At 53.0% G+C, this 26869-nt stretch carries 15 protein-coding genes, 1 tRNA gene and 1 pseudogene; 8 read left to right on the top strand and 9 right to left on the bottom strand.

Annotated features, from left to right (window positions below; genetic code table 11):
- Positions 1-12: 12 nt before the first annotated feature.
- Positions 13-6332: pseudogene (locus B9P82_RS10830) on the top strand (DEAD/DEAH box helicase).
- A 71-nt stretch (positions 6333-6403) separates the two neighbouring features.
- On the opposite strand, the gene B9P82_RS10825 reads toward B9P82_RS10830, so the two are convergent.
- From B9P82_RS10825 to B9P82_RS10805, 5 genes are all read right to left on the bottom strand, one after another.
- A complete protein-coding gene (locus B9P82_RS10825; protein WP_101700327.1) occupies positions 6404-7897 on the bottom strand; it encodes a restriction endonuclease subunit S in 1494 nt (497 codons plus the stop codon).
- Positions 7894-9483: a type I restriction-modification system methyltransferase gene (hsdM, locus tag B9P82_RS10820; RefSeq protein ID WP_101700326.1), complete on the bottom strand. Its 1590-nt coding sequence runs from the start codon at positions 9481-9483 to the stop codon at positions 7894-7896. The genes B9P82_RS10825 and hsdM overlap by 4 nt, the downstream gene beginning before the upstream one ends.
- Before the next feature lie 71 nt (positions 9484-9554).
- The gene (hsdR, locus tag B9P82_RS10815) at positions 9555-13067 is read right to left on the bottom strand and encodes a type I restriction-modification system endonuclease (protein ID WP_101700325.1); all 3513 of its coding nucleotides are present in this window, start codon (positions 13065-13067) and stop codon (positions 9555-9557) included.
- A gap of 236 nt (positions 13068-13303) precedes the next feature.
- On the bottom strand, positions 13304-14569 hold the full coding sequence (locus B9P82_RS10810) for a tyrosine-type recombinase/integrase (protein WP_101700324.1): 1266 nt from the start codon (positions 14567-14569) through the stop codon (positions 13304-13306).
- Between the two features lie 198 nt (positions 14570-14767).
- Positions 14768-14852, bottom strand: a tRNA-Leu gene (locus B9P82_RS10805).
- Between the two features lie 221 nt (positions 14853-15073).
- Here B9P82_RS10805 and B9P82_RS10800 point away from each other — a divergent pair.
- Positions 15074-16093, top strand: coding sequence for an NADPH-dependent aldehyde reductase Ahr (locus B9P82_RS10800; protein ID WP_016155584.1), 1020 nt, complete (start codon positions 15074-15076; stop codon positions 16091-16093).
- A 30-nt stretch (positions 16094-16123) separates the two neighbouring features.
- Here B9P82_RS10800 and idnK read toward each other — a convergent pair whose 3' ends face one another.
- A complete protein-coding gene (gene idnK / locus B9P82_RS10795) occupies positions 16124-16645 on the bottom strand; it encodes a gluconokinase (RefSeq protein ID WP_101700323.1) in 522 nt (173 codons plus the stop codon).
- 217 nt (positions 16646-16862) lie between these two features.
- Between idnK and idnD the strand changes: the two genes are divergently transcribed.
- From idnD to B9P82_RS10770, 5 genes are all read left to right on the top strand, one after another.
- Positions 16863-17906, top strand: a complete 1044-nt coding sequence (gene idnD / locus B9P82_RS10790) for an L-idonate 5-dehydrogenase (RefSeq protein WP_101700322.1) — start codon at positions 16863-16865, stop codon at positions 17904-17906.
- 11 nt (positions 17907-17917) lie between these two features.
- Positions 17918-18682, top strand: coding sequence for a gluconate 5-dehydrogenase (gene idnO, locus B9P82_RS10785; protein WP_101700321.1), 765 nt, complete (start codon positions 17918-17920; stop codon positions 18680-18682).
- A 187-nt stretch (positions 18683-18869) separates the two neighbouring features.
- Entirely contained in the window at positions 18870-20189 is a 1320-nt protein-coding gene (gene idnT / locus B9P82_RS10780; protein ID WP_016155581.1) for a gnt-II system L-idonate transporter, read from the top strand.
- Between the two features lie 52 nt (positions 20190-20241).
- Entirely contained in the window at positions 20242-21240 is a 999-nt protein-coding gene (locus B9P82_RS10775; protein ID WP_047358548.1) for a DNA-binding transcriptional regulator IdnR, read from the top strand.
- Positions 21241-21319: 79 nt separating this feature from the next.
- Positions 21320-22822 (top strand): helicase HerA-like C-terminal domain-containing protein, encoded by a 1503-nt coding sequence (locus tag B9P82_RS10770; protein ID WP_046275851.1) that lies wholly within the window; start codon positions 21320-21322, stop codon positions 22820-22822.
- Between the two features lie 39 nt (positions 22823-22861).
- Here the strand turns inward: B9P82_RS10770 and lptG are convergent, their stop codons facing one another.
- The 3 genes from lptG to B9P82_RS28910 all read right to left on the bottom strand — a co-directional run bounded on the left by lptG (position 22862) and on the right by B9P82_RS28910 (position 25157).
- Positions 22862-23944, bottom strand: a complete 1083-nt coding sequence (gene lptG / locus B9P82_RS10765) for an LPS export ABC transporter permease LptG (RefSeq protein WP_008786067.1) — start codon at positions 23942-23944, stop codon at positions 22862-22864.
- The gene (gene lptF, locus B9P82_RS10760; protein ID WP_016151506.1) at positions 23944-25044 is read right to left on the bottom strand and encodes an LPS export ABC transporter permease LptF; all 1101 of its coding nucleotides are present in this window, start codon (positions 25042-25044) and stop codon (positions 23944-23946) included. Before lptF ends, lptG begins: the two co-directional genes overlap by 1 nt.
- Before the next feature lie 62 nt (positions 25045-25106).
- Positions 25107-25157 carry a hypothetical protein gene (locus B9P82_RS28910; protein WP_212723231.1) on the bottom strand — a complete coding sequence of 17 codons (51 nt, stop codon included), beginning with the start codon at positions 25155-25157 and terminating at the stop codon, positions 25107-25109.
- A gap of 153 nt (positions 25158-25310) precedes the next feature.
- On the opposite strand from B9P82_RS28910, the gene pepA reads away from it, so the two are divergent.
- Positions 25311-26822, top strand: a complete 1512-nt coding sequence (gene pepA, locus B9P82_RS10750; RefSeq protein ID WP_003025870.1) for a leucyl aminopeptidase — start codon at positions 25311-25313, stop codon at positions 26820-26822.
- The last annotated feature ends 47 nt before the right edge of the window (positions 26823-26869 follow it).

Raw genomic sequence — 26869 nt, 5'->3', positions numbered from 1 at the left:
AAAGGGATAAGAATGACTACACGCTATTTTTCGTCACTTATTGAACAATCGTTGTCTCGTTCAACTGAAGCAACACTGAGTATCATGGGGGTCACAAACCCGCAGTTGCGTGAGCACCTCGCGCAACAAATGGGCGCCGATTGTGGGAAATCAGGCTCATTCCTTGCTTCTCCCGTTTTCCAACAAATGTTTGGCTGGAAAGCGTCAAACAAAACGATGCGTAGCCTGACGGAAGGCAAGGCATTGCTCAGTAAAGCTGTGGTTGATTCGCTGGATGATCAGAACAATGGACGCTATCGTTTTGGTGCTGACTGGAAACCCTTTACTCACCAGCTAGCCAGTTGGAAGGCTCTGCTGGAAAAAAAACATTCTGTGGTAGTGACCAGCGGTACGGGTTCAGGCAAAACCGAATGTTTTATGGTGCCGGTGCTGGAAGACCTCTACCGGGAATTACATGAAAATGGCAACAACCCACTTATCGGCGTCAGGGCCCTTTTCCTCTATCCACTTAACGCCTTAATTAATTCGCAACGTGAGCGCCTGGACGCTTGGACACGTGGTTTTGGTTCCGGAATCCGATACTGCCTCTACAACGGAAATACCGAAAATCTACACGCCGCAGTGAAAAGCGAACAGGTAAAAAGACCGAATGAAGTACTCTCGCGCGAAAAAATGCGTGAAGAACCCGCTCCAATTCTAGTGACCAACGGCACAATGCTGGAATATATGATGGTCCGCCAGATCGACGCTCCAATTATCCAGCAATCTAAATCACAAAAATCATTACGCTGGATCGTATTGGATGAAGCGCATACCTATGTCGGCTCGCAGGCCGCTGAACTGGCGCTGCAGTTACGCCGCGTGATGACGGCCTTTGGTGTGACTCCAGATGATGTTCGCTTTGTAGCAACCTCTGCAACCATTGCCGGAAGCGATGCCGAAAAGCAATTAAAAAAATTCCTCTCTGAATTATCCGGTATACCGCAAGAGCGCATTGACGTACTGGACGGAAGCCGGGTTATTCCGGAACTGGAACCATGCAAACACGTTTTTATTCCGTTAGAAGAAATTGAGCAAATCCCTGATACAGACATGAAGGGCGTAAGCCCAGAGCGCTTTGATGCACTTACGCATTCACCTGAAGCGTATTACTTGCGCGACATGCTAGTTACTCAACCGAATCCAATGAAGTTGGATGATATGACGCAGCGGTTGAACTCGCTAACAAAACAGCATTATAGCCAGCAGGATGTGTTGCGCTGGATTGACGTCTGCTCTGGCACACAACCCAATACTAAGGATCCCGCATTTCTTAAGGTCAGGGCGCACATATTCCAACGCAATACCCAGGGGGTGTGGGCCTGTGTTGATAAAGAATGCAGATTAAAGCACGGTACCCCGCTGGAAAAGGGTTGGCCTTTTGGCTATGTGTATGTGAACAAACGCCAAAATTGCGATTGTGGAAGCCCGGTTTACGAGCTGGCATTCTGTAATGAATGTAATGAGCCACATCTTCTGGCGCGGGACAAAAAGGGAAAACTTGTCCAATGGGAAAATAAAGGCGGTGATGAGTTCTCTTTGCAAGATGATGTGCATATTGAAAATGATGCCGCAGAAGAAAAAGTTGATAAAGAGAGTCGTTTTCAGCCCCCACTCATTATCGCCGCAGAGAAGACCAGCGAGGCGGGTTATACCCTACAGCGTCTGGACCGTCAGACACGTCGTATTGGTGTTATTAACAATGACAGCATCCCGCTGGTTATTAACGACATTGAACAAGTATGTAGTGCCAGTAGCTGTGGCTACAGAGGCGCGAGCGGAAAACAACCGTTCCGCCGAGCCTTATTAGGTGGGCCATTTTACGTCACCAATATTGTGCCAACCGTTCTGGAATATTGTCAGGATTTTATTAGTGAAGAAGGAAAAGAGGGCGTCGGACCTGATTCGTTACCAGGTCGAGGCCGTCGACTTATTACCTTTACCGACAGCCGGCAAGGAACGGCCCGAATGGCGGTGCGCATGCAGCAAGAAGCTGAGCGCAGCCGCTTACGCGGTAGTGTGGTCGAAATCCTGAGCTGGCATCAACGAACACAGACTTCTGCAACACCGAATGCCAATGCCGATCTGGAAAAGTTAGCGACGAGGGCAAAACAGGCCCGCCATGAGGCGAAAGAATATAGAAGCTGGGGAATGCCGGAACAAGCAAAACTGGCTGAAGCGCAAGCCGAACAGCTTGAACAGGCTATTCAGGCCGCGACCGGTGGCAAAGCTGCGACTATTCTGGTTTCGCGGACCTGGATTGAAATGGTTAATGAACTTAAAGAGAAAGCCGATATTCGCGGTCCTATTCTGCAATATAACCACTATCTGAAGCCTGAAATTTTCAATGAAAATGGCGGGCCGCTGAAGCTTTCTGAAATGTTGTTATTCCGGGAGTTTATGCGCCGGCCCAAACGAACTAACAGCCTGGAAACGCAGGGATTAGTTCAGGTTGGTTATCAGGGGCTGGAGAAGATCCATAAGATGCCGGTGCATTGGCAAGAGAAAGGGCTGACGCTGGATGACTGGAAGGATTTTCTTAAGGTTACGCTGGATCTCTACGTACGTGAAAGCAACTTCACACAACTGGACGATGAGTTGAAAAACTGGATTGGTAGCCGTTTTTCATCGAAATTCGTCCGTAACCCAGACACAAAAGATCCCGAAGATAATCAGAACAGACGCTGGCCGCAAATTCGTAATGGCAATATATCCCATCGTTTAGTGAAGTTATTAATGCTTGGCGCAGGATTCAAAACCGTAAATACGGCGACGATGGATATTATCAATACGTGGCTGAAAGAAGCGTGGACCCAACTTACTGGGCCACTTGCAGTGCTGAAACCTGATGGTAACCGTTTCTATCTGCCAAAAGAGCACATGACTTTTTCTTTAATCACAGATGCCTGGATTTGTCCGGTAACCAATAAGATTCTGGATACGGCCTTTAAAGGCTTAACCCCTTATCTGCCCACCCACATTTCGTTTGAACACCTTACCAAGACACAATATGACGCTTTTGTCGCACAAAAGGTCACCATGCCGGAAATCTGGAAGCTGGATCGTTCGCAAGAAGACTACGCTCCGGGTCTGGCGAAGGTACGTGACTGGGTTAGTAAAGAACCTCTGATCGCACAATTACGTTCGGAAAACGTCTGGACGGATATCAACGATCGTGTCGTTGAAGGTGGCTTCTACTACCGCACTGCAGAGCACTCTGCCCAGCAGTCTTCAGAACGCCTGCAAAGCTACGAAAAGATGTTCAAGAACGGGCAGCTTAATGTTCTTAACTGTTCTACCACCATGGAAATGGGGGTTGATATCGGTGGCATTACCGCCGTAGTGATGAACAACGTACCGCCCCATCCGGCTAACTATTTACAGCGTGCCGGGCGAGCCGGGCGTAGTCAGGAATCGCGTGCGATCTCTTACACACTATGTAAAGGGAACCCGCACGATCAACAGGTTTTTGCCAACCCACTCGGCCATTTGAGACCATGATCCCCGCGCCAATGGTGGCAATGAATTCCGCCCGGCTGGTGCAACGCCACGTCAATGCGTTATTACTGTCCGACTTTTTATGTCACGTCATTGGCGAAACAGATAAAGAAAAAACCAGTCTTGATAGCCTCTGGTTTTTCGGTGAAGACGACGGGCAATCAAAATGTGAACACTTTAAAGTCTGGCTCGAGCGTCCGGTTCTTGATATCGACGCGGCGCTGGAACGGCTGGTGAAAGGTACAGCATTACATGGCGCCAGACCCGACCTGTTGCGGGATAAAACAATCCATGCGATTACGTTCCTGCAACAGCGATGGCTTTCCGTCTACCGCGATCTTGTAGCCCAGGAACGAGAATCGCAGCCGCAAACGCCTTATCGCAAGCGCATAGAACTGGAGAAAAAACGACACTGTGGCGAGTATTTGCTGCGTGACCTGGCGGCCAGGACTTTCCTGCCGGGATACGGCTTCCCGACAGATGTGGTGACGTTTGATAACTTCACTATGGAAGACTATATCCGTGAAAAATCACAGAAAAGCCGGGATAAAAAAGATCGCGAAGATAATGTGTCACGTTATAAGGGACTTCCCTCGCGTAACTTGGGGGTTGCCATCCGTGAATATGCACCAGGTGCAGAGATCATACTGGATGGCCGGGTCTTCCGCTCTGCTGGCGTCTCACTGCACTGGCACAATATTAATGCCGATACCAATGAAGCCCAGCGTCTGGATTGCGCCTGGCGCTGTCACAAATGCGGGACCATAGGCTATGAAGAGGGGTTGAGCAGTTCCGGGACGCTATTTTGCACCAACAGCGCCTGTGGTGAAAAAATCATCATGGATAATCGTCGCCAGGTGCTGCAGCCAGCCGGGTTTGTAACTGATGCACACGCGCCGGTGACGAACAATATTGAAACCATGAAATTTATCCCGGTTGTCCCTGCCTGGGTATTTGTTAAAGCAGAACCCGTATCGCTACCTAACCCGATAATGGGGTATATGGCATCTGGCGCTGATGGGCATGTTTTCCAGCAAAGCCTTGGAGAAGGTGGGCATGGTTACGCACTTTGTCTGAGCTGCGGTCGCGCAGAGTCGATGTTGAACGCAAACGATGCGCCGAAAAGTATGGAAGCCCACTACCCGCCGCGTCCGGGAAAAGCAGATCGCGACAGCCAGAATCAACGTCTAATTTGCCCCGGCTCGACGGCGCTCATGAAGAACGTCACGCTGGGGGCATTGGCACGAACGGATGTCTTTGAAATGGTTCTACGCAAGCCGCAAAACGGTGAATATCTCCCGGATAGCACGGAAGAAGGGCGGATTGTTGCCATGACTCTGGCGGTAGCACTACGTCAGGCGCTGGCCGGGGTTTTGGGTATCTCCGCGGCAGAACTGGGCTACGCCGTTCGTCCGGTCAGACTGGAAGATGGACAATCAGTATTAGCCGTTCAACTCTACGATGTGATTAGCGGTGGTGCAGGTTTTGCATCCAGTGCGCCAATGCACATTGAGGCCATTCTGTTGGGAATGGTGAAGCAGTTGGGTTGCCACCACTGCGATACGGCATGCAGTGAATGCCTCCTCGACTCCCAGACTCGCCACGATCACGATTTGCTGGATCGTAAAGCAGCACAGGCATGGCTTGGTGATGACTTCTCGTACTACATCGGTTTGCCGGATGATGAAACATTCTCGCTACCGGATGCCCGATATTGCCCGGGAGCCATTGGCGATACCCTTCGTCGGGCGATTAACGAGGGTGCTGAAAAACTCACACTGTGGATGAATGGGCCACTCAATGAGTGGGATCTTTATGCCCGTCAATTCCGGGCGGCTATTCAGAACTACCGGATTAAAGACAATGTTGCGGTCGACCTTGTCATTCCTGCTGGCGTCGATGATCCGGAGCTGTTGCATGAGCTTTCGCAGTTTACTGCTTTGGGCGTGCGTTTGTGTCATAGCGAACAGGCTCTGGAATTGCCGATTGTTGCGCAAGTCGCCTTTGCCGATCGCGTAATGACGCTGGCTTCACGCAGCCAGCAGGCAACTATCCCAGGGCCAGGCTGGCACCTGAATGACGAACTGGTCGTTCGCAGCCTCGGCTATAACACGGTAAAACTGAACGAGTTTGTTTTGCCGGGGAAAGCAGCGAACGCTGTTGAGCGTGTCAAAGACATAGAGATTCATAAACAGTTAAATGGTCCACTTTCGCAGTTCGGACAACGCTTCTGGGATTTGCTGTGTAACAACCATGAAGAAGCACAGTCACTGATGAAAAACCAGCGAATCACCAGCGTTCACTATACCGATCGCTATCTGCAAAACCCGGTTGCGCTGGCACTGCTGGGGGCGATACTGAAACCGCTAAAAACAAAGCTGACCGATGACGCGGAGCTTGAGCTTGATACTCTGTTTAAGCCCAAAGATCGTTCAGGAAATCGCCCCTCTCATGACTGGATGAGCGAAGCGGATTTTCAGGATTTCGCCGACCAGTGGTTTACTGCGGCAATGGGCAGAGCGGTAGAACTGACGGTGTTCGATTCGCCACGTGATATTCCACATCATCGTAAGCTGACGGTGACCTTTGAAGATAGTCAGATGTTGAAGATTCGCTTCGACCAGGGAATGGGATACTGGCGTATCGACTTCCCGTATGCATGGCGTAACTTTGACTTTACTGATGATGTGACTTATCAGCTAGTAAAACTGGCGCAAGCCTGCCAGGAGGGCAAAGTCCTTAATAGCGAGGAAAGCTGGGCAACGGATGTGCTGGTAGAGGTGATGCCGTCTTAATGCATTAGCGCTCCCAATAAAGAGTTGGGAGCGCTAAAACGACTCGAGTCAGCGATGGCCGATGACCATCATTACGCTTTTTTACGCGAGGTTTTTTTACCGCCGCTGGCGGCGCGTTCGGCCTTGATTTTTTCCAGCAGGGCGGCGGCGCTGTTTTCACCGCTGATGAGATTAGGGTTTTCAGCACGCCACTGGGCGGTCAGCTCGCCGCGGAAGGCTTTTGCCAGGATAGACTGGGTGAGATTGTTGACGCGGGTCAGGGCGCTGTTGACCTGTTTTTCAATGGTGTCGGCGTAGGCGAAGAGTTGCTCGACGCGGCGGACGATTTCGTGTTGTTCTGGGAGTGGTGGTAAAGGATACATTAATGATTCGACATCAGCTACCCGAAGGTGCTTAACTCCAGTACCTATTGCCTGAGACAACATTCTCGCCTGAAAACTAATTGATAGAATATTCAGCAAAACATATTTATTGCTGAGATAGCTCTGCATGGGGCGAAGTAGCATCATTCTTTGTCCCATGCAGAGACGTGTATTCTCAGGTACAATTCCAGCCTCTCCCATAGGAGCTTCTCGTGTGAAAATTATATCACCACTTCTTGGGGGGCATCGTTTTGACCAAAAATTATAGGTGTCTTCATTGACATATTTAGTATTTTTTAATGAAATAATACCGTTACGAATATCAGGTGTCCTGATAAGATAAATACCTTTCTCTGTATATGGTGCTGTTTTGTTATGACAGTCAACCACTTTTTCCATCGATTGTAAGAAAGTAGTCCATTTCCATCCAACTGGAAGAATAACATCAGGAATATTAAAATGATGGGCGTCAATCTTTGCAAGATATCGCTTAGACTCTGTAGCTAGAGAGTCTGCGCCACTGGTAAGATTTTTTTTTCTTGTTTTACTTATGGTAACGAGAAGTTCTTCCGCTGATTTTTCACTAATGCTCGCATCTCTCCAGTTTTCCGTTAATCTACCACTGACAGCTTCTTCAAGCACCGCCTGACGAAAACGTTTCAGGATTTGTGGGATTTGCTCAAGACGTGCTTTGGTGCTGTCTACCTGCGCCAGCAGCGTATCGAGTTTTTCGGCAATGATTTTTTGTTCGGCAAAAGACGGTAATGGGGCTTTTAATTCCTTAATAAACTGACCTGAAATAGCTTTGAAAGTAGACCCCGTGCCTTGTGTACTTAACCACGGCTCTATACATCTAAAATAGTAAAGAAGATATTTAGGGTCTGTTAAACCACTGTGAGCACTGATGGCTGCCAGCCCTCGACCAATCGCCGTTGTTTCAGTGGCAATGTTCGTTGGTCCAACCGGCGCCCTTATTGATAGCAAAATATCTCCAGCTGACGCAATTTTTGTTGGTTTTGTGCAATATTTTCTGGGGGTTGGATACAATTTTCCAAACTCAGCCTTCCCTTGGAAAAAGACAATACCCTCACCTTGTTCATTAACATCTGAACTTGAGGGTGATTGTCCCATATTGATTCCAGCAATATCTGGCAGTGAGGATAATATCCATGAGTTGGGAGTATGGAATTTAAAATCACTCATGCCTTCACCCCGCCAAACGCTTCTTCCAGCAACTGACGCTGCGCATCCGCCTCATCCCCCGCCCCCAGCTCGCGCATCAGCGCGTCCAGCTCGCCCAGCGCCTGGACCAGTTCGCCCATCGCTTCTGCGGCGAGCACGTCCGGCTCCGGCAGGCTGTCGGCGTCGATGCTGTCTTTATCCTTCAGCCAGGAGATATCCAGTGAATCGGATTTCGCGCTGCGGATCCACTCGCGGCTGAACTTGCGCCAGCGGCTGGTGGCCTGGTGCTGGTCGGTGTTTTTATTCTCTTCGCTGTCGGCGACTTCGCTCTCTTCGGCGTTAAAGCTCCATTCGCCTTCTTCACGCGGGCTTAAGCCGTGTGGATCTTCGCCGTAGACGGTTTCAAACGGCTGCAGGTGCTGCTCGGTAAACGGCGTGCGCTTGCCGAAGCTCGGCATATTGGTACGCAGGTCATACACCCACACGTCGTCGGTGCAGTTTTTATCCTGATGCGGATTGGCCACCGTGCCTTTGGTAAAGAACAGAACGTTGGTTTTGACGCCCTGGGCGTAAAAGATGCCGGTCGGCAGGCGCAGGATGGTGTGCAGATGGCATTTATCCATCAGGTCGCGACGAATATCGGTGCCCTTACCGCCTTCAAACAGCACGTTATCCGGCACCACCACCGCCGCGCGGCCGCCGGCGTGCAGGGTTTCAATAATATGCTGCATAAAGCACAGCTGTTTGTTGCTGGTCGGGTGCACGAAGGTACGGGTGATGTTGGTGCCCGCGGCGCTGCCAAACGGCGGGTTGGTGGCGACAATATGCGCCTTCGGCAGGTTTTCACCGTCGCTGCCCAGCGTGTTGCCCAGACGGATGGCGCCGCCGTGGTCGAGGTTGCCTTCAATATCGTGCAGCAGGCAGTTCATCAGCGCCAGACGGCGGGTGCCGGGCACCAGTTCAAGGCCGATAAACGCGCGGTGGATCTGGAAATCTTGGGTGTCGCCATCCAGGTCATCGAGATCGTGAGTCTGGGATTTCACGTAACGGTCGGCTTCAATCAAAAAGCCCGCCGTTCCCGCCGCCGGGTCCTGCACCACTTCACGCGGCTGCGGCTTCAGCAGATGGATAATGGTTTTGATCAGCGGACGCGGGGTGAAGTACTGGCCCGCGCCGGATTTGGTTTCGTTAGCGTTCTTTTGCAGCAGCCCTTCGTACATATCGCCGAAGTCGTCGCGGGACTTGCCGTGGTCGCCATTGTACCAGTCCAGCGCGTCCATATAGCTGACCAGTTCCGTCAGCTGTTTGGGCTGTTCAATGGTGGTGCTGACATTATGGAATACCGCCTGCACCAGCTTTTTCTCATCTGAGCCTAACTGAACCAGCAGGTTACGGTAGAACTGCATCTGATCCTGACCAATACGCGATTTCAGGTCATCCCAGCGGTAGCCTTCCGGCAGGTAGTCCGCTTCCTGGCCGGTCTCTTTGCACATTTTCAAAAACAGCAGCGAGGCGAGTTCATTGACATAGTTTTGATAGGAGACGCCGCCGTCGCGCAGGTTGTCGCACAGTTTCCACAGTTTGGCGACCAGATCGTTATTGTTCATTGAAGATCCTATGTAAAACAGCGGCCCTTATCGGGGCCGCAGAAGAAGAAATTGCCTGGGATGATAACGCGTCAGGCGAGCTCATCCCAGATGTAAGCGCTGAACTTATCCAGCACGCTATCGAGGTTGTCGTCAAAGGCGCGCTGTAACATGGGCTTACCGCCGCGACGGTGGAAATTGCCGGTTTTGAAGACGTCGTCGTCGAGCACCACTTTCTCTTTGAGCGCCTGCGCTAAACGGTCGAGCCAGCTTAGCTGTTCATCGCTCCAGTCGTTCTCGCCCTTGATACGTGCCAGCGCGTGATCGACACGCTTGTCGAACGGTTTGAGCGCATCGCCCACCGCCGCACGGCGGATGTGGCCGATCAGCCGGGCGGCGATATCCTGATTGCGCGTCGCTTTCCACGCGCTGCGCAGGGATGACTCTTCAAAATGCTGGCGGTCAAACCACTCCTGCAATTCCACCAGCCCTTTACGGGTGAGGTCGCGCGGGCGATTAATCACCGCCTGCAGCGCGGGCTGGGTGTTCGGGGAGCGTTGCACCAGCTCATCAAACGCTTCGAGGAAATCCTGCGGCGTGTCGTAATCGCCGTACAGCGATTTGACGCTCACCACCTCATCGTCAATATCGAGGAAAATAGGGGCATCGCGCAGAGTGTTGATATCGGTTTTCAGCCTTTCCAGGCGGGCGATAAAGCCGGGAAGCTTATTAAAAATCTCGGCGCTCCAGTGCGGTCCTTTTTCCCGCAGGCGTGAGGCCAGACCGCCAAAGTTGACGCCCGCGGCATCCAGGCACAGCTCGTCCAGACGGCGAACCTGCTTATCCACCGCTTCGCTGCGATCGCGGTTATAAATGGCGAGGCCGATGATTCTCTGCAGCTTAGCGACCAACTGTTCATGGCTGTGCTCGGCAAAACTGCGGCCATCCGCTTCAATGGTTTTGTAGGTTTCTGAGTCGGTAATTTCATTGACCAGCGTTTGCAGTTCCACCTGTGGACGCACAACCACCGGGCGCATGGTATCGACGCTTTCCAGCGAGCTGTAGATATCAACACAGTCGAAAATCTTAAAGCTGGTTTTCCCCACCGACGGGCACAGACGCGTGGCACGGCCCTTCATCTGCTCGTAGAGAATGCGGCTTTTGACTTTGCGCAGGAACACAATATTACAGATTGACGGGATATCCACGCCGGTGGTCAACAGATCGACGGTAACCACAATATTGGGTAGCCGCTCTTTGTTGAAGCGGACGATCATGCTTTGCACTTTCTTCGCGTCTTTATCGGCATCACCAGTGATCTTGATAATCGCGTCGTGCTCCAGCTGCGGATACTTTTTCTTAAACGCGGTGCGCAGCTCGTCAACCACCATGTCGGCATGGGCGTTGGTGACGCAGAACACCAGCGTTTTTTGCTGACCGGTAGGATCTAGGTATTTGGTGAGCTCACCGCATACCGCACGGTTAAACGCCGGGATCACCAGGCCGCGGTTAAAATCGGCAACCTCAAAATCCTGATCGTCAGCCAGCGTGTCGTTGATCAGCTCGCCCTGTGGGTTCAGGCGTTCCACCTGTTCACCCTCGGAAAGATAGACCCCATCCTGCGCATTGCGGGTGACGATCTGAATAGGCGGATCCTGGTCGATCAAGTAGCCGTCGATCACCGCCGTTCGGTAGGTGTAGCGGTAAACCGGCTCGCCGAAAATATCGACCGTGTGCAGGGCTGGCGTGGCGGTCAGGGCAATTTTTACCGCATCGAAATGATCGAGAATGCGGCGGTAGGCTGAAACATAATCCAGCTGGCTTCGGAACTGCAGCTCACCTTCGGTCTGCTCTTTATCGAGAATGTAGCCGCGGTGTGCTTCATCGACGACAATACAGTCGTAACGGCCGACCGGCATCGGTTCATCTGATTGCAACGTGCGTTTAACCAGCGACTGAACCGTGGCGACGTGAATTTTGGTGCTGTCTTCCGGGAATTTATCAGTCAATCCTTTGATATCGAAAATGCTGTTAAAAGTGTCGCCGTTAATCCGTGTATCTTCAAACGATCCCAGCGCCTGCTCGCCGAGCGAGCGACGATCAACCAGGAACAAGACGCGTTTGAAACGCTGCGACTGGATCAGGCGGAACATCAGGGCAATGGCGGTACGGGTTTTACCGGTACCGGTCGCCATTGCCAGCAGGATCTCTTGTTGGCCGTTAACAATGGCCTTCTCTACCGCGCGAACGGCATCCTCCTGGTAATAACGCAGACCCAGTTCGCTCATTCCGGGGTTATCGGCAAACCACTGATTCTGTTTTTGCGGGTCGCTGCCCAGCATATCCAGCAGCTCTTCCGGGCGATGCCATTCCGGCAGCGCTTTCGACATATTGGTGGTGTGGCGGACGTCGCGATACCAGATACCGCTTTTGGTCTTCATTGCCGCGCGGTATTCACGCCCGTTGGTGGAGTAGCAAAAGGGGATTTTAAAACGCTGTGTGCCGCTGGTGTCCTGCCAGCTAATTTCGTAAGCAGGTACCGCTTCATGTACTTCATCAGGAGAGTAGTGTTCTAACAACGTGTCGCGTAAGAACGCGTTATCGAAGTATTTACTGTAGCGATACGATTCGTTGAGTTTGCCGGGAACATCGATATTTTTACGTTTTGCTTCGACCACTGCGATAGGCTTAAGGCCCACGAACAGAACATAATCCGCAAAACCTTGCTTCCCGGTTTCATCTTTGCCAGTTGGCCATTCGGCAATGGCTTTATTTACACCCGGTTCTGGACGCTCACCTTTGGAGAAACGTAACGTTTTACTATCGGCCTGCCAGCCCGCTTTACGCAGTTGGGCATCAATCAGGAAGCGGCTTTCTTCCTCGCTGAGATTCAGTGTGCGCTTGATAGCCTGGTCGATAATCTCTTTATGATATGCCTTGCGTTCCTGTTCGGTTTGTTTTGCTAACTCGGCGTTTTTGGCGGCGAGTTGCGCTTCCAGTGCGGCCACGCGTGCTTTGGTTTGTGCTTCGGTTTCCTGCTGTTTGCCTTCGAGAACGGCAATGTAGCCGTTGAGTGCAATTAATCGTTGCTGCTGAGCTTCCAGTTCTGCCTGGCTTTGTACTTTTTCCTGTGTCTGCTGTTCCAGTTGCTGTTTGAGGGTGAGAACTTCGGCGTGGTAGCGATCCTCACCGTGCTCAGGCAGCACAAAAACCGGCACAGGAAAGTCGTAATCTTTGGTTACCAACCGGTAATACCAGACGGCAAGACGGAAACCCAGGCGCAGGCACATCTGGGCATCATCCAAATCATTATGGTATTCGTGGACGGCCTGGTTACCAATTCGGCGCAATTTATGGAATACAGAAAGGATGTTGTCATCAACAAAGGAAATTTTGCCCAGTTCACGCAGAAGATCGTGTTGATTCTCACAGAGGGGGATATCCAGCAGCAGGCCAAGGTGTTTAGCCGTCGCTTCGCCAAACATACGCATTTTCACCAGTGCGGTGTTGGGATCATCCGGGTAATTATTTTCCGCCGCACAGGCGATGGCATAGGTGAAATCGTTGACGCCCTTCAGGAACTCAAAATTGGATTTAGTCATCATTAGGTTTTAATCCATCGCTGTGCGAGCCTATCCATATATTTAAGGCTCATAACTCTTTATCTTAGCTTTCCACATCTTCCCGGGCAATGACCAACGTCACAGCAACTGACTAATTCTTAAGGGTTCGTCTATTTTGTAGTGTTGAACTAAACACAAAAAGTCCCAAACACTTCAACCACGTCAGCTGACCATATCGAGCGCACACTTTTAAATTATAAAATCGATAAATAATTAAATCATTTCAACACATTACTATTATTCCCAAAATCAAACGGGCTAACCCCTTTCTCCCGATTCGCATCCAGATAATCAGCCCACCACTGCAGCATTAACCTGCGCTCTCCCAGATGCTCTGCCTTGTGGATGTAAGCTGCTCGCACAGAGCTACGCTCCTGATGGCTCATCTGCCGCTCTACGGCATCCCTAGACCACAGCCCCGACTCAATCAATGAACTACATGCCATCGTCCTGAAACCATGTCCACAAACTTCCGTTTTTGTATCATAACCCATCACTCTCAGAGCCTTGTTCACCGTATTCTCGCTCATCGGCTTACGCGGATCGTGATCTCCTACAAAAATCAGCTCTCGGTTTCCATTCATTCTTTTGATCTTTTTCAGAATGGCGAGAGCCTGCCGCGATAAGGGTACAAGATGGGGAGTTCGCATCTTCGAACCTCGCTGAGAATGTTTAACACCTTCCAGCGGCTCACGCTCACCAGGAATCGTCCACATAGCCGTTTCAAAATCCACTTCTGTCCAGCGAGCAAAACGTAACTCGCTCGAACGGATGAAAACCAGTAACGTCAAATCCACAGCTAACCGCGTTAATGGTCTGCCGGTGTAGTTATCAATGCGATGGAGTAACTCAGGAATGCGGTTGAGATCTAGCGCAGCGCGATGCTTTCGTTTAGCTGTTGCGATCGCACCAGCGATCTCTTGTGCAGGATTGTAATCAATTAAGCCATTCTGTACCGCAAAGCGCATTATTGCCGTTGTTCGCTGTTGAAGACGCGCAGCCACTTCAAGGCGTCCTGACTTTTCCACTGCTTTAATTGGGACCAGTAAGTCACGAGTACCAATATCTTTGATATTTCGCTTCCCAACTGAAGCAAATAAATTGTCTTCGAGGCTTTTCAATACACGAGCGCTATGCGATGCAGACCACTTCTGATTGCTGGCATGCCAGTCTCTGGCGACCACTTCAAACGTTATTGCCTCTTGCTCCTGCTCTACCTTAACGGCTTTCTTGTTCTCACTGGGATCGACGCCATTAGCTAACAGCTTACGGGCTTCATCCCGACGTGCCCTGGCATCCGCCAGCGAGACTTCGGGGTATTTCCCCAATGCCAGCATCTTCTCCTTACCACCAAAGCGATAGCGAAGTCGCCAGTATTTGGAGCCGTTAGGGTGAACCAGCAAAACCATACCGTCACCATCAGTGAGCTTATAGGCTTTTGCTTCAGGCTTAGCCGAACGAACTTTCACATCACTCAGAGCCATGATGAGTATCCTTTCAAGGGTTCTGTGTGGGTACAAACATTATCGAACCGGGATATACCCGCAGATGTACCCGCATCAGTAAGTTGATGTAGATTGAATCAGGTTGACTTAGGTTGAGTGAAAAAGCGAGGAAAGCCTTGCGGATACTGGATTTCAGGCACAAAAAAAGACGTCCGTTGACGTCTATTGATGTTCCGATGGTGCCGAAGGCCGGACTCGAACCGGCACGTATTTCTACGGTTGATTTTGAATCAACTGCGTCTACCGATTTCGCCACTCCGGCACGGAAGGGATGCGGAAAACGTTGTGGATTATACCTGTCATGCGCCGCCATGCAAGCACCAGCGTGTGTCTGACTCGCTAAGTGTTGAAAATTTCAGCATTACCTTTCTCACCTGTAACCATCGTCACAGTTTGTCCCCTTATTAATCCCCCCCTTCTGCGAAGCGTCCCGTTTCCCCATGCTCTACACTTCCAGTTCAACACCACACTGAGGGAAACACGATGTCGATGATAAAAAGCTACGCCGCAAAAGCGGCGGGCAGCGAACTCGAACTCTATGAATATGATGCGGGCGAGCTTAAGCCGGAAGATGTCGAAGTCCAGGTCGATTACTGCGGTATCTGCCATTCCGATTTGTCGATGATCGACAACGAATGGGGGTTCTCTCAGTATCCACTGGTTGCCGGGCATGAGGTGATTGGTCGCGTGGCGGCGCTCGGCAGCGCAGCGCAAGATAAAGGTCTGAAGGTTGGTCAGCGAGTCGGCATTGGCTGGACGGCGCGCAGCTGCGGGCATTGCGACGCCTGTATCAGCGGCAATCAGATTAACTGCCTGGAAGGTTCCGTTCCCACTATTCTCAATCGCGGTGGCTTTGCCGAGAAGCTGCGGGCCGACTGGCAGTGGGTGATCCCGCTGCCGGAAAGCATCGATCTGGCGGCGGCAGGTCCCTTGCTGTGCGGCGGTATCACGGTGTTCAAACCGCTGCTGATGCACCATATCACCGCCACCAGTCGCGTTGGGGTGATCGGCATCGGCGGCCTGGGGCATATCGCCATTAAGCTGTTACACGCGATGGGGTGCGAAGTGACCGCGTTCAGCTCCAATCCGGCGAAAGAGCAGGAAGTGCTGGCGATGGGGGCGGATAAGGTGGTTAACAGCCGCGATCCGGATGCGCTAAAAGCGCTGGCGGGCCAGTTCGATCTCATTATTAACACGGTTAACGTCGATCTCGACTGGCAGCCTTATTTTGAAGCACTGGCCTACGGCGGTAACTTCCATACCGTCGGCGCGGTGCTGAAGCCGCTGCCGGTGCCAGCGTTCACCTTAATTGCTGGCGATCGCAGCATCTCCGGTTCGGCAACCGGTACGCCGTTCGAACTGCGCAAGCTGATGAAGTTTGCCGGGCGCAGCAAGGTGTCGCCCACCACCGAACTGTACCCGATGTCGCAAATTAACGACGCTATCCAGCACGTGCGTGACGGCAAAGCCCGCTACCGCGTGGTGCTGAAAGCCGACTTCTGATGCAAGGCTCAGTCCCGCAAGGGGCTGGGCTTATTGCCCGTTACGAAACGCGAGCACCGCCTGGCGGCACTGTTCCGTCACATGCTCAATGTCATGGTTCACGTCGATGCGGACAATATCACGTTCGTCCTCCTGCGGGCACTCCAGCGCATCGAACTGGCTTTTGAGTAATCCCACCGGCATAAAATGCCCTGCCCGACGCTGCATGCGCGCCAGAATGGTCTCGTAATCGCCGTCCAGCCACAAAAAATGCACATTCGGACTGCCCTGCCGCAATATATCGCGATACTGTTTTTTTAATGACGAGCAGACAATAAACCCGGTCTCATTCTTTTTATATAAACTGTATGAAGCGTCATTTAATCGCGCTAACCACGGTAGTCGGTCTTCATCGGTTAATGGAATACCTTCAGACATTTTATCAATATTTTTGGCAGGATGGAGATCGTCACCATCAATGAATTTGGCCGATAATACTGCAGCAATTTTGCTGCCAATTAAAGATTTACCGCTACCCGAAACGCCCATCAAAATATAACTTTCCCCGGCCATTGAAAAAACTCCAGATTCATATTCCATGTCGCGATACTACGCCTTCCACATTGCAGAATTCACCTTTTTTCGGCGCGGCTGAGCAGATTTACAAGGCGCATCACGTTATGCGTAACATTGTAGTGTAACAATTTTCCAGCGTGATCTTTATCACAAATAATAACAATCAAAACCGTTTAAATGCTGCCGAGGTTACTACCTGACCAGTGAGGCATTTATGCAAGTCAAAACCCAATCCTGCGTTGTCGCGGGTAAGAAAACTGTTGCCATTACCGACCAAAACATTGAATGGAATAATAAAGGAACGCTGGTAAAAATTACCCGCGGCGGAATTTGTGGTTCCGACTTACATTATTATCAGGAAGGAAAAGTCGGTAATTTTACCGTTAAAGCACCGATGATTTTAGGCCATGAAGTTATTGGTAAAGTGGTGCACAGCGACTCAAAAGAATTACATGAAGGTCAGTCGGTGGCTATTAATCCGTCGAAGCCCTGTGGCCACTGTAAATACTGTCTGCAGCACGAAGAAAACCAGTGCACGGAAATGCGCTTTTTTGGCAGCGCCATGTATTTTCCCCACGTTGACGGCGGCTTTACCCGATTTAAAACCGTCGATACCGCGCAGTGCATCCCCTACCCCCAGCACGCCGATGAAAAAGTCATGGCCTTTGCCGAACCGCTGGCAGTCGCGATCCACGCCGCGCATGAAGCAGGAGACCTGCAGGGCAAACGCGTGTTTATCTCCGGCGTGGGGCCTATCGGCTGCCTGATCGTCAGCGCGGTGAAAACGCTCGGCGCAGCAGAAATTGTCTGTGCTGATATCAGCCCGCGCTCGCTGTCGCTGGCCCAGCAGATGGGTGCTAACACGCTGATTAACCCGCAGCAGGACTCGCTCGATGAGTGGAAAAAAGAGAAAGGCTACTTCGACGTCAGCTTCGAAGTCTCTGGTCATCCGTCCTCAATCACCACCTGCCTGGAAGTCACCCGCGCGAAAGGCGTGATGGTGCAGGTCGGCATGGGCGGCGCGGTGCCGGACTTCCCGATGATGATGCTGATCGGCAAAGAGATCGCGCTCAAAGGCTCGTTCCGCTTTACCACCGAGTTCAACACTGCGGTGTCGTGGCTGGCGAATAACGTTATCGATCCACTGCCGTTACTGAGCGCCGAATATCCGTTTACCGAGCTTGAACAGGCGCTGATCTTTGCCGGGGATAAAACCCAGGCAGCGAAAGTCCAGCTCGTTTTTGCTGAAACAAAATAAGGAAGAACATAATGAACGATCTTTTTTCACTGGATGGCAAAAATATTCTGATCACCGGTTCGGCCCAGGGTATTGGTTATTTACTGGCGACCGGGCTGGGTAAATATGGCGCGCAGATTATCGTCAATGATATTACGCCGGAGCGCGCGGAGGCCGCCGTCGCCAAACTGCAACGGGAAGGGATCCGCGCCGTTGCCGCGCCCTTCAATGTTACGCAGAAACAGGACATTGATGCCGCCATCGACCATATCGAAAAAGACATTGGCCCAATCGATGTGCTGGTGAATAACGCCGGTATTCAGCGCCGACATCCGTTTACCGAGTTCCCGGAGCAGGACTGGAACGATGTGATTGCCGTTAACCAGACGGCGGTGTTCCTGGTCTCGCAGGCAGTAACGCGTCGCATGGTGGAGCGTCAGGCCGGGAAGGTCATCAACATCTGCTCCATGCAGAGCGAACTGGGCCGCGACACCATCACGCCGTATGCCGCCTCGAAAGGCGCGGTGAAAATGCTCACCCGCGGTATGTGCGTTGAGCTGGCGCGCCACAATATCCAGGTCAACGGTATCGCACCGGGCTACTTCAAAACTGAGATGACCAAAGCGCTGGTCGAGGATGAAGCCTTCACCGCCTGGCTGTGCAAACGTACGCCAGCCGCGCGCTGGGGCGATCCGCAGGAGCTGATTGGCGCGGCGGTCTTCCTCTCTTCCAAAGCATCCGATTTTGTTAACGGGCACCTGTTGTTTGTCGATGGCGGCATGCTGGTCGCCGTCTGATACAACACAACGCAACATCACGCAGCGCCCAGGCGCTGCATTTTTGGCCACCCCTAAATAATCCGAGTTGCAGGACGGCGGCAAGTGAATGAACCCGATGAGCTTACTTGAGTAAGTGATTCAGATGAGTGAGCGCAGCCAACACACCTGCAACTTGAAGTATGACGGGGATATAAGAGAAACGATTATGCCATTAATAATAATTGCGGCAGGCGTCGCGCTGCTCCTGGTCCTGATGATTGGTTTTAAAGTTAACGGCTTTATTGCTCTGGTCCTGGTGGCGGCGGTCGTCGGTTTTGCCGAAGGGATGGATGCCCAGGCCGTTTTGCATTCAATACAAAATGGGATCGGCGGGACGCTCGGCGGTCTGGCGATGATCCTTGGCTTCGGTGCAATGCTCGGTAAGCTGATTTCCGATACCGGCGCGGCTCAGCGCATCGCCACCACGCTGATTGGCACGTTTGGTAAGAAACGCGTGCAGTGGGCGCTGGTGATCACCGGACTGGTGGTAGGTCTGGCGATGTTTTTCGAAGTCGGCTTTGTTCTGCTGCTGCCGCTGGTGTTTACGGTGGTGGCCTCTTCCGGCCTGCCGCTGCTGTATGTTGGCGTCCCGATGGTAGCTGCGCTGTCCGTGACCCACTGTTTTCTGCCACCGCATCCGGGGCCGACCGCGATTGCCACCATTTTCGAGGCTAATCTCGGCACTACCCTGCTGTACGGCTTTATTATTACTATCCCGACGGTGATTGTTGCCGGGCCGCTGTTTTCTAAGCTGCTGACCCGCTTTGAGAAAGCGCCGCCGGAAGGGTTATTCAACCCGCATCTGTTCACCGAAGAAGAGATGCCGTCATTCTGGAACAGTATCTTTGCCGCGGTAATCCCGGTCATACTGATGGCGGTCGCCGCAGTGTGCGAAATCACGCTGCCGAAAACCAACAGCGTACGGGTGTTCTTTGAGTTTATCGGTAACCCTGCGGTCGCGTTGTTTATCGCTATCGTACTCGCCATTTTTACCCTTGGTCGACGTAACGGACGTACGATCGAGCAAATTATGGATATCATTGGCGACTCTATCGGTGCGATTGCGATGATTGTATTTATCATCGCCGGGGGCGGCGCGTTTAAGCAGGTTCTGGTCGACAGCGGCGTCGGGCAATATATCTCGCACCTGATGACCGGCACGTCGCTTTCTCCGTTGCTGATGTGCTGGACGGTCGCCGCCTTGCTGCGTATCGCGCTCGGTTCAGCCACCGTGGCGGCGATCACCACCGCAGGCGTGGTACTGCCGATTATTAACGTCACCCACGCCGACCCGGCGCTGATGGTGCTGGCTACCGGCGCGGGCAGCGTGATTGCCTCCCACGTTAACGATCCGGGATTCTGGCTGTTTAAAGGCTATTTTAATCTCAGCGTCGGGGAAACGTTGCGTACCTGGACGGTAATGGAGACGCTGATTTCCATTATGGGGCTGCTGGGGGTTCTGGCGCTGAACGCCATTCTGCATTAAGACAGTCATCACCGGGGAGCACAGATCCGCGCTCCCCGGAACTGGAGAGAAAATGAGGAACCACAGAATTTCTTTGCAAGACATCGCCACGCTGGCGGGCGTGACCAAAATGACGGTGAGCCGCTACATTCGCTCGCCAAAAAAGGTCGCAAAGGAAACCGGTGAACGCATCGCGCAGATTATGGAGGAGATTAATTACATCCCCAACCGCGCGCCCGCGATGCTGCTGAATGCGCAAAGCTATACGCTTGGCGTGCTGATCCCCTCGTTTCAAAACCAACTGTTCGCTGACATTCTGGCCGGCATTGAGTCGGTCACCTCGGATCATAACTATCAGACGCTGATCGCCAACTACAATTACGACCGGGAATCCGAGGAAGAGTCGGTGATCAATCTGCTGTCATACAATATCGACGGCATTATCCTGTCCGAGAAATATCACACCCTGCGCACGGTGAAGTTTTTGCGTTCAGCCAACATTCCGGTGGTGGAGCTGATGGATATTCAGGGCGATCGTCTGGACATGGAAGTAGGCTTCGATAACCGTCAGGCGGCATTTGATATGGTCAGCACCATGCTGGATAAACGCCAGCGGCGCAAAATCCTCTATCTCGGTTCGAAAGACGACGTCCGCGATGAACAGCGCTATCGCGGCTATTGCGATGCCATGACGCGCCGGGGTCTGGTGCCGCTGCGCGTCAATCCGCGTTCTATTTCGTCCATCCATCTCGGCACTCAGATGATGCGGGACGCGCTCGCCGCGCATCCGGATTTAGACGGCGTTTTTTGCACCAACGACGATATTGCGATGGGCGCGCTGCTGCTGTGCCGCGAGCGCGATCTGGCCGTTCCGGAACAGATCTCGATTGCCGGTTTTCACGGGCTGGAAATGGGCAGGCAGATGATCCCAAGCCTCGCCAGTGTGATCACCCCGCGTTTTGACATTGGCCGCATGGCAGCGCAGATGTTGCTGAGCAAAATCAAGAACAACGACCATAACCACAACACCGTGGATTTGGGGTACCAGATTTATCACGGCAATACGCTTTAAGTCATTTTCTCCGGCCATCGCATACTCTCTTTGATGGACATTGCCTATACTCCAGGCAAGATAAATGGAGGAAATCTCAATGAGCACACCCCTGCTAATTGCCCGCACGCCGGACACCGAACTGTTTTTACTGCCAGGCATGGCCAACCGTCACGGACTGATTACCGGCGCGACCGGGACCGGTAAAACCGTCACGCTACAGAAGCTGGCCGAATCCCTGTCTGAAATTGGCGTACCGGTATTTATGGCCGATGTGAAAGGCGACTTAACCGGCGTGGCCGAGGAAGGGCAGGCCTCTGAAAAGCTACTCGCCCGCCTGAAAAATATCGGCATTACCGACTGGCAACCGCATGCTAATCCGGTCACGGTGTGGGATATCTTCGGCGAAAAAGGTCACCCCGTGCGGGCCACGGTATCTGACCTCGGCCCGCTGCTGCTGGCCCGTTTGCTGAACCTCAACGACGTACAGTCCGGCGTGCTGGATATTATCTTCCGCATTGCCGATGACCAGGGTCTGCTGCTGCTCGATTTCAAAGACCTGCGAGCCATTACCCAGTACATCGGCGATAACGCCAAATCCTTCCAGAATCAATATGGCAATATCAGCAGCGCCTCGGTCGGGGCAATCCAGCGTGGACTGCTGTCGCTGGAGCAACAGGGGGCGGCGCACTTCTTTGGCGAACCGATGCTGGACATCAAAGACTGGATGCGAACTGACGCCAGCGGCAAAGGGATGATCAACATCCTCAGCGCAGAGAAGCTCTACCAGATGCCCAAACTGTATGCCGCCAGCCTGCTGTGGATGCTCTCCGAACTGTACGAACAGCTGCCGGAAGCAGGCGATCTGGAGAAGCCAAAACTGGTGTTCTTCTTCGATGAAGCTCACCTGCTGTTCAACGACGCCCCGCAGGTGCTGCTGGATAAAATCGAACAGGTGATCCGCCTGATCCGCTCGAAAGGGGTCGGCGTGTGGTTCGTCTCGCAAAACCCGTCAGATATTCCAGACAACGTGCTCGGTCAGTTGGGGAACCGCGTGCAGCACGCCCTGCGCGCGTTTACACCGAAGGATCAGAAAGCGGTGAAAACCGCCGCGCAAACCATGCGCGCCAACCCGGCATTTGATACCGAAAAAGCCATTCAGGAACTGGGAACCGGCGAGGCGCTGGTGTCGTTTCTGGACGCTAAAGGCAGCCCGTCGGTGGTTGAACGAGCAATGGTGATTGCGCCGTGCTCGCGGATGGGACCAGTGACGGATGACGAGCGTAACGGGCTGATTAATCACTCCTCGCTGTACGGTAAATATGAAGAACAGATCGACCGCGAGTCCGCCTATGAGCGTTTACAGCAAGGCGTGCAGGCCAGCACCGAGCAGCAAAATACACCTCCCGCCAACGGTAAAGCGATCGATGTGGACGGCGGTATTCTCGGTGGATTGAAGGATATTCTGTTTGGCAGCACCGGACCACGCGGCGGCAAGCGCGATGGCGTGGTACAAAGCGTGGCGAAAAGCGCGGCGCGGCAGGTCACCAATCAGATAATCCGCGGCATGTTGGGGAGTTTAATGGGCGGGAGAAAACGCTAGCAGGAAGGCGCCCCTCCCGCACAGCGGGAGGGGCGAATATCAGGACTTACGCAGCATCAGCCACAGGCTTATCAGGAAGAAGCTGGCGCTTGGCAGCAACGCGCCGATAATCGGCGGAATGCCGTACACCAGCGTCAGCGGGCCAAAGATTTGGTCCAGCACATAGAACACAAAGCCGAAGCTAATCCCTGTCACCACGCGCACGCCCATCGGGACGCTACGCAGCGGACCAAAGATAAACGACAGCGCCATCAGCATCATTACCGCCACAGACAGCGGCTGGAAGACTTTGCTCCACATATTGAGCTGGTAGCGTCCGGCGTCCTGGCCGCTCGACTTCAGGTACTTCACGTAGTTATGCAGACCACTAATCGAGAGCGCATCAGGATCCAACGCCACGACGCCGAGCTTGTCGGGTGTAAGGTTGGTTTTCCAGGTGCCGCTCACCGTCTGCGAGCCGGTGATTTGCTTCGGATCGGTCAGGTTGGATTCATCCACCTGCGACAAACGCCAGACCTTCTGCTCCGGGTCAAACGTCGCGCTTGCGGCATAACGGACGGACTGCAAACGGCGCTTGTCGTTAAAGGAGTAGATGCTAATTCCGCCTAACTCGGCGTCACCTTTCACCCGCTCAATGTAGACAAAGCTGTCGCCATCTTTCGCCCACAAACCTTGCTGGGTAGAGAGCAGCGAGCCGCCATACATCTGCTGCGCACGGTAGTTACGCGCCATCTGTTCGCCCTGCGGCGCCACCCATTCGCCGATGGCCATCGTCAGCAACACCAGCGGAATCGCGGTTTTCATCACCGACAACGCCACCTGCATACGGGTAAAGCCAGAAGCCTGCATGACCACCAGTTCACTGCGCTGCGCCAGCATGCCCAGCCCCAGCAAAGCACCCAGCAGCGCCGCCATCGGGAAGAAGATCTGGATATCTTTCGGCGCGCTGAGCAGGGTATACAGCCCGGCGCCCATCGCATCGTAGCTCCCCTGCCCGGCTTTTTTCAACTGGTCGACAAACTTGATGATCCCGGAGAGCGACACCAGCATGAACAACGTCATCATGATGGTGGTGAAAATGGTTTTACCGATATAGCGGTCAAGTACACCAAAAGGCTGCATTATACCGCTCCTTTACGCATAAAACGGGCACGTAAGCGGCGCATCGGCACCGTATCCCAGAGGTTAAGCACAATCGCCAGCGCCAGATACGCCAGGTTAACCGTCCACATCCAGAACACCGGATCCAGCTTGCCTTTGCCGCCATTCGACTTCAGCGATGTCTGAACCAGGAAGAACAGCAAATAAAGCAGCATTGCTGGCAGCATGGACAGTACGCGACCCTGACGCGGGTTAACCACGCTCAGCGGTACAACCATCAGCGCCATCATAAATACGGTGAATACTAACGTGATACGCCAGGTCAGCTCCGCACGGGCGCGATCGGTGTCGGTCGTCCATAGCGTACGCATGGTCATCTGGTCGGTATCGTTTGGATCCAGCGCCACGGCCTGATGACCGATAATCGCCTGATAATTCTGGAAGTCGGTAATGCGGAAATCGCGCAGCAGCGCGGTCCCTTCAAAACGCGTCCCCTGGTTCAGCGTCACGACCTGAGAGCCATCGCGCAATTGGGTAAGATGACCGGAGTCCGCTACCACCACCGAAGGCCGGGCGTTACCTTTCGGGCGGATTTGCGCGAGGAACACATCATTGAAGTTACTGCCGTCAACGCTTTCGATAAACAGCACCGAACCGCCGTTAGTCGCCTGCTGGAATTGCCCCTGAGCAAGCGCCGCCATACCGGGATTTGCTTTCGCCTCCGCCAGGACTTCGTCCTGATGTCTGGAGGACCACGGTCCGGCCCACATCACGTTGACCGCCGCAATAATACTGGTAAACAGCGCCAGCACCATCGCCGCTTTCACTAAGACAGCCTTGCTCAGCCCGCAGGCGTGCATGACCGTAATTTCACTTTCGGTATACAGTTTGCCCAGCGTCATCAGCAGCCCGAGGAACAGGCTTAATGGCAAGATAAGTTGCGCCATTTCTGGCACGCCCAGCCCCAGCAGCGAGAGCACCAGATTCGCCGGGATATCACCGTCAACTGCCGCACCAAGGATCCTGACTAACTTTTGACAAAAGAAGATCAAAAGCAGGATGAATAGGATCGCAAGTTGGCTTTTGAGCGTTTCCCGAACCAGATATCTTATGATTATCACTTTAAATACGCCCGTAAAAACCCGTCTTTTGCCGGAATTTAGCTTGTTTCATGGCTTAAACGTCATTTATTCTCTTGAGTCGTCGAAATCGTCGCTAAGATCATTATACTCAACGGATCCACCTCTCAGAAATTGTTCTGACGTGCCAATGCCGTAATAACGTTAAGATTAACACGAAGTCACCGCAACAGCGGGTATGAGTTACGAAAGCTTGCAATTCTATCCGTAGCCACCGCCGTTGTCTTTAAGATTCAGGAGCGTAGTGCATGGAGTTCAGTGTAAAAAGCGGTAGCCCGGAGAAACAGCGGAGTGCGTGCATCGTCGTGGGTGTCTTTGAACCACGCCGTCTCTCTCCGATTGCAGAGCAGCTCGACAAGATCAGCGACGGGTACATCAGCGCACTGCTGCGTCGTGGCGAACTGGAAGGCAAACCAGGTCAAACCCTGTTGCTGCACCATGTTCCTAACGTTCTGTCTGAGCGAATTCTCCTCATTGGTTGTGGCAAAGAGCGCGAGCTTGATGAGCGCCAGTACAAGCAGGTCATTCAGAAAACCATCAATACGCTGAATGATACTGGTTCAATGGAAGCCGTCTGCTTCCTGACTGAGCTGCACGTCAAAGGGCGCAATAACTACTGGAAAGTGCGTCAGGCCGTTGAGACAGCACAGGAAACGCTGTACAGCTTTGATCAACTGAAGACCAACAAAAGCGAGCCGCGTCGTCCGCTGCGTAAAATGGTCTTCAACGTACCGACCCGCCGGGAACTGACCAGCGGTGAACGTGCGATCCAGCACGGTCTGGCGATCGCCGCCGGCATTAAAGCGGCAAAAGATCTCGGCAACATGCCGCCGAACATCTGTAACGCCGCCTACCTTGCCTCTCAGGCGCGCCAGCTGGCAGACAGCTACAGCAAAAATGTTGTAACCCGCGTGATCGGCGAGCAGCAGATGAAAGAGCTGGGCATGCACTCTTATCTGGCCGTCGGTCACGGCTCGCAGAATGAGTCGCTGATGTCGGTCATCGAGTACAAAGGCAATCCGTCCGAAGACGCGCGTCCGATCGTGCTGGTCGGTAAAGGGTTAACCTTTGACTCTGGCGGTATCTCCATCAAACCTGCCGAAGGCATGGATGAGATGAAATACGACATGTGCGGCGCGGCAGCGGTATATGGCGTGATGCGCATGGTGGCCGAGCTTCAGCTGCCAATCAACGTCGTCGGCGTGCTGGCAGGCTGCGAAAACATGCCGGGTGGCCGTGCGTATCGTCCAGGCGACGTGCTGACCACCATGTCTGGTCAGACCGTTGAAGTTCTCAATACCGATGCCGAAGGCCGTCTGGTCCTGTGCGACGTATTAACCTACGTCGAGCGCTTTGAGCCAGAAGCCGTGATTGACGTCGCAACCCTGACCGGCGCGTGCGTGATTGCGCTGGGCCATCACATCACCGGACTGATGTCGAACCACAACCCGCTGGCGCATGAGCTGATCGGTGCGTCCGAACAGGCTGGCGACCGCGCGTGGCGTTTGCCGCTGGGCGATGAATACCAGGAGCAGCTAGAGTCCAACTTTGCGGATATGGCGAACATCGGCGGACGTCCTGGCGGCGCCATTACCGCGGGCTGCTTCCTGTCACGCTTTACCCGTAAGTACAACTGGGCTCACCTCGATATCGCCGGTACCGCATGGCGTTCAGGGAAAGCCAAAGGCGCAACCGGTCGTCCGGTGGCGCTGCTGTCGCAGTTCCTGCTCAATCGTGCCGGTTTTAACGGCGAAGAGTAAGGCGGTAAGCACAAGCAATAAGACCCGTAGGCCGGATAAGCGCAACG

Source organism: Citrobacter sp. L55, from assembly GCF_002850715.1.
GTDB classification, from domain to species: domain Bacteria; phylum Pseudomonadota; class Gammaproteobacteria; order Enterobacterales; family Enterobacteriaceae; genus Citrobacter; species Citrobacter braakii.
The sequence above is the reverse complement of the archived record's forward strand: the minus strand, read 5'-3'. Positions and strand labels throughout refer to the sequence as shown.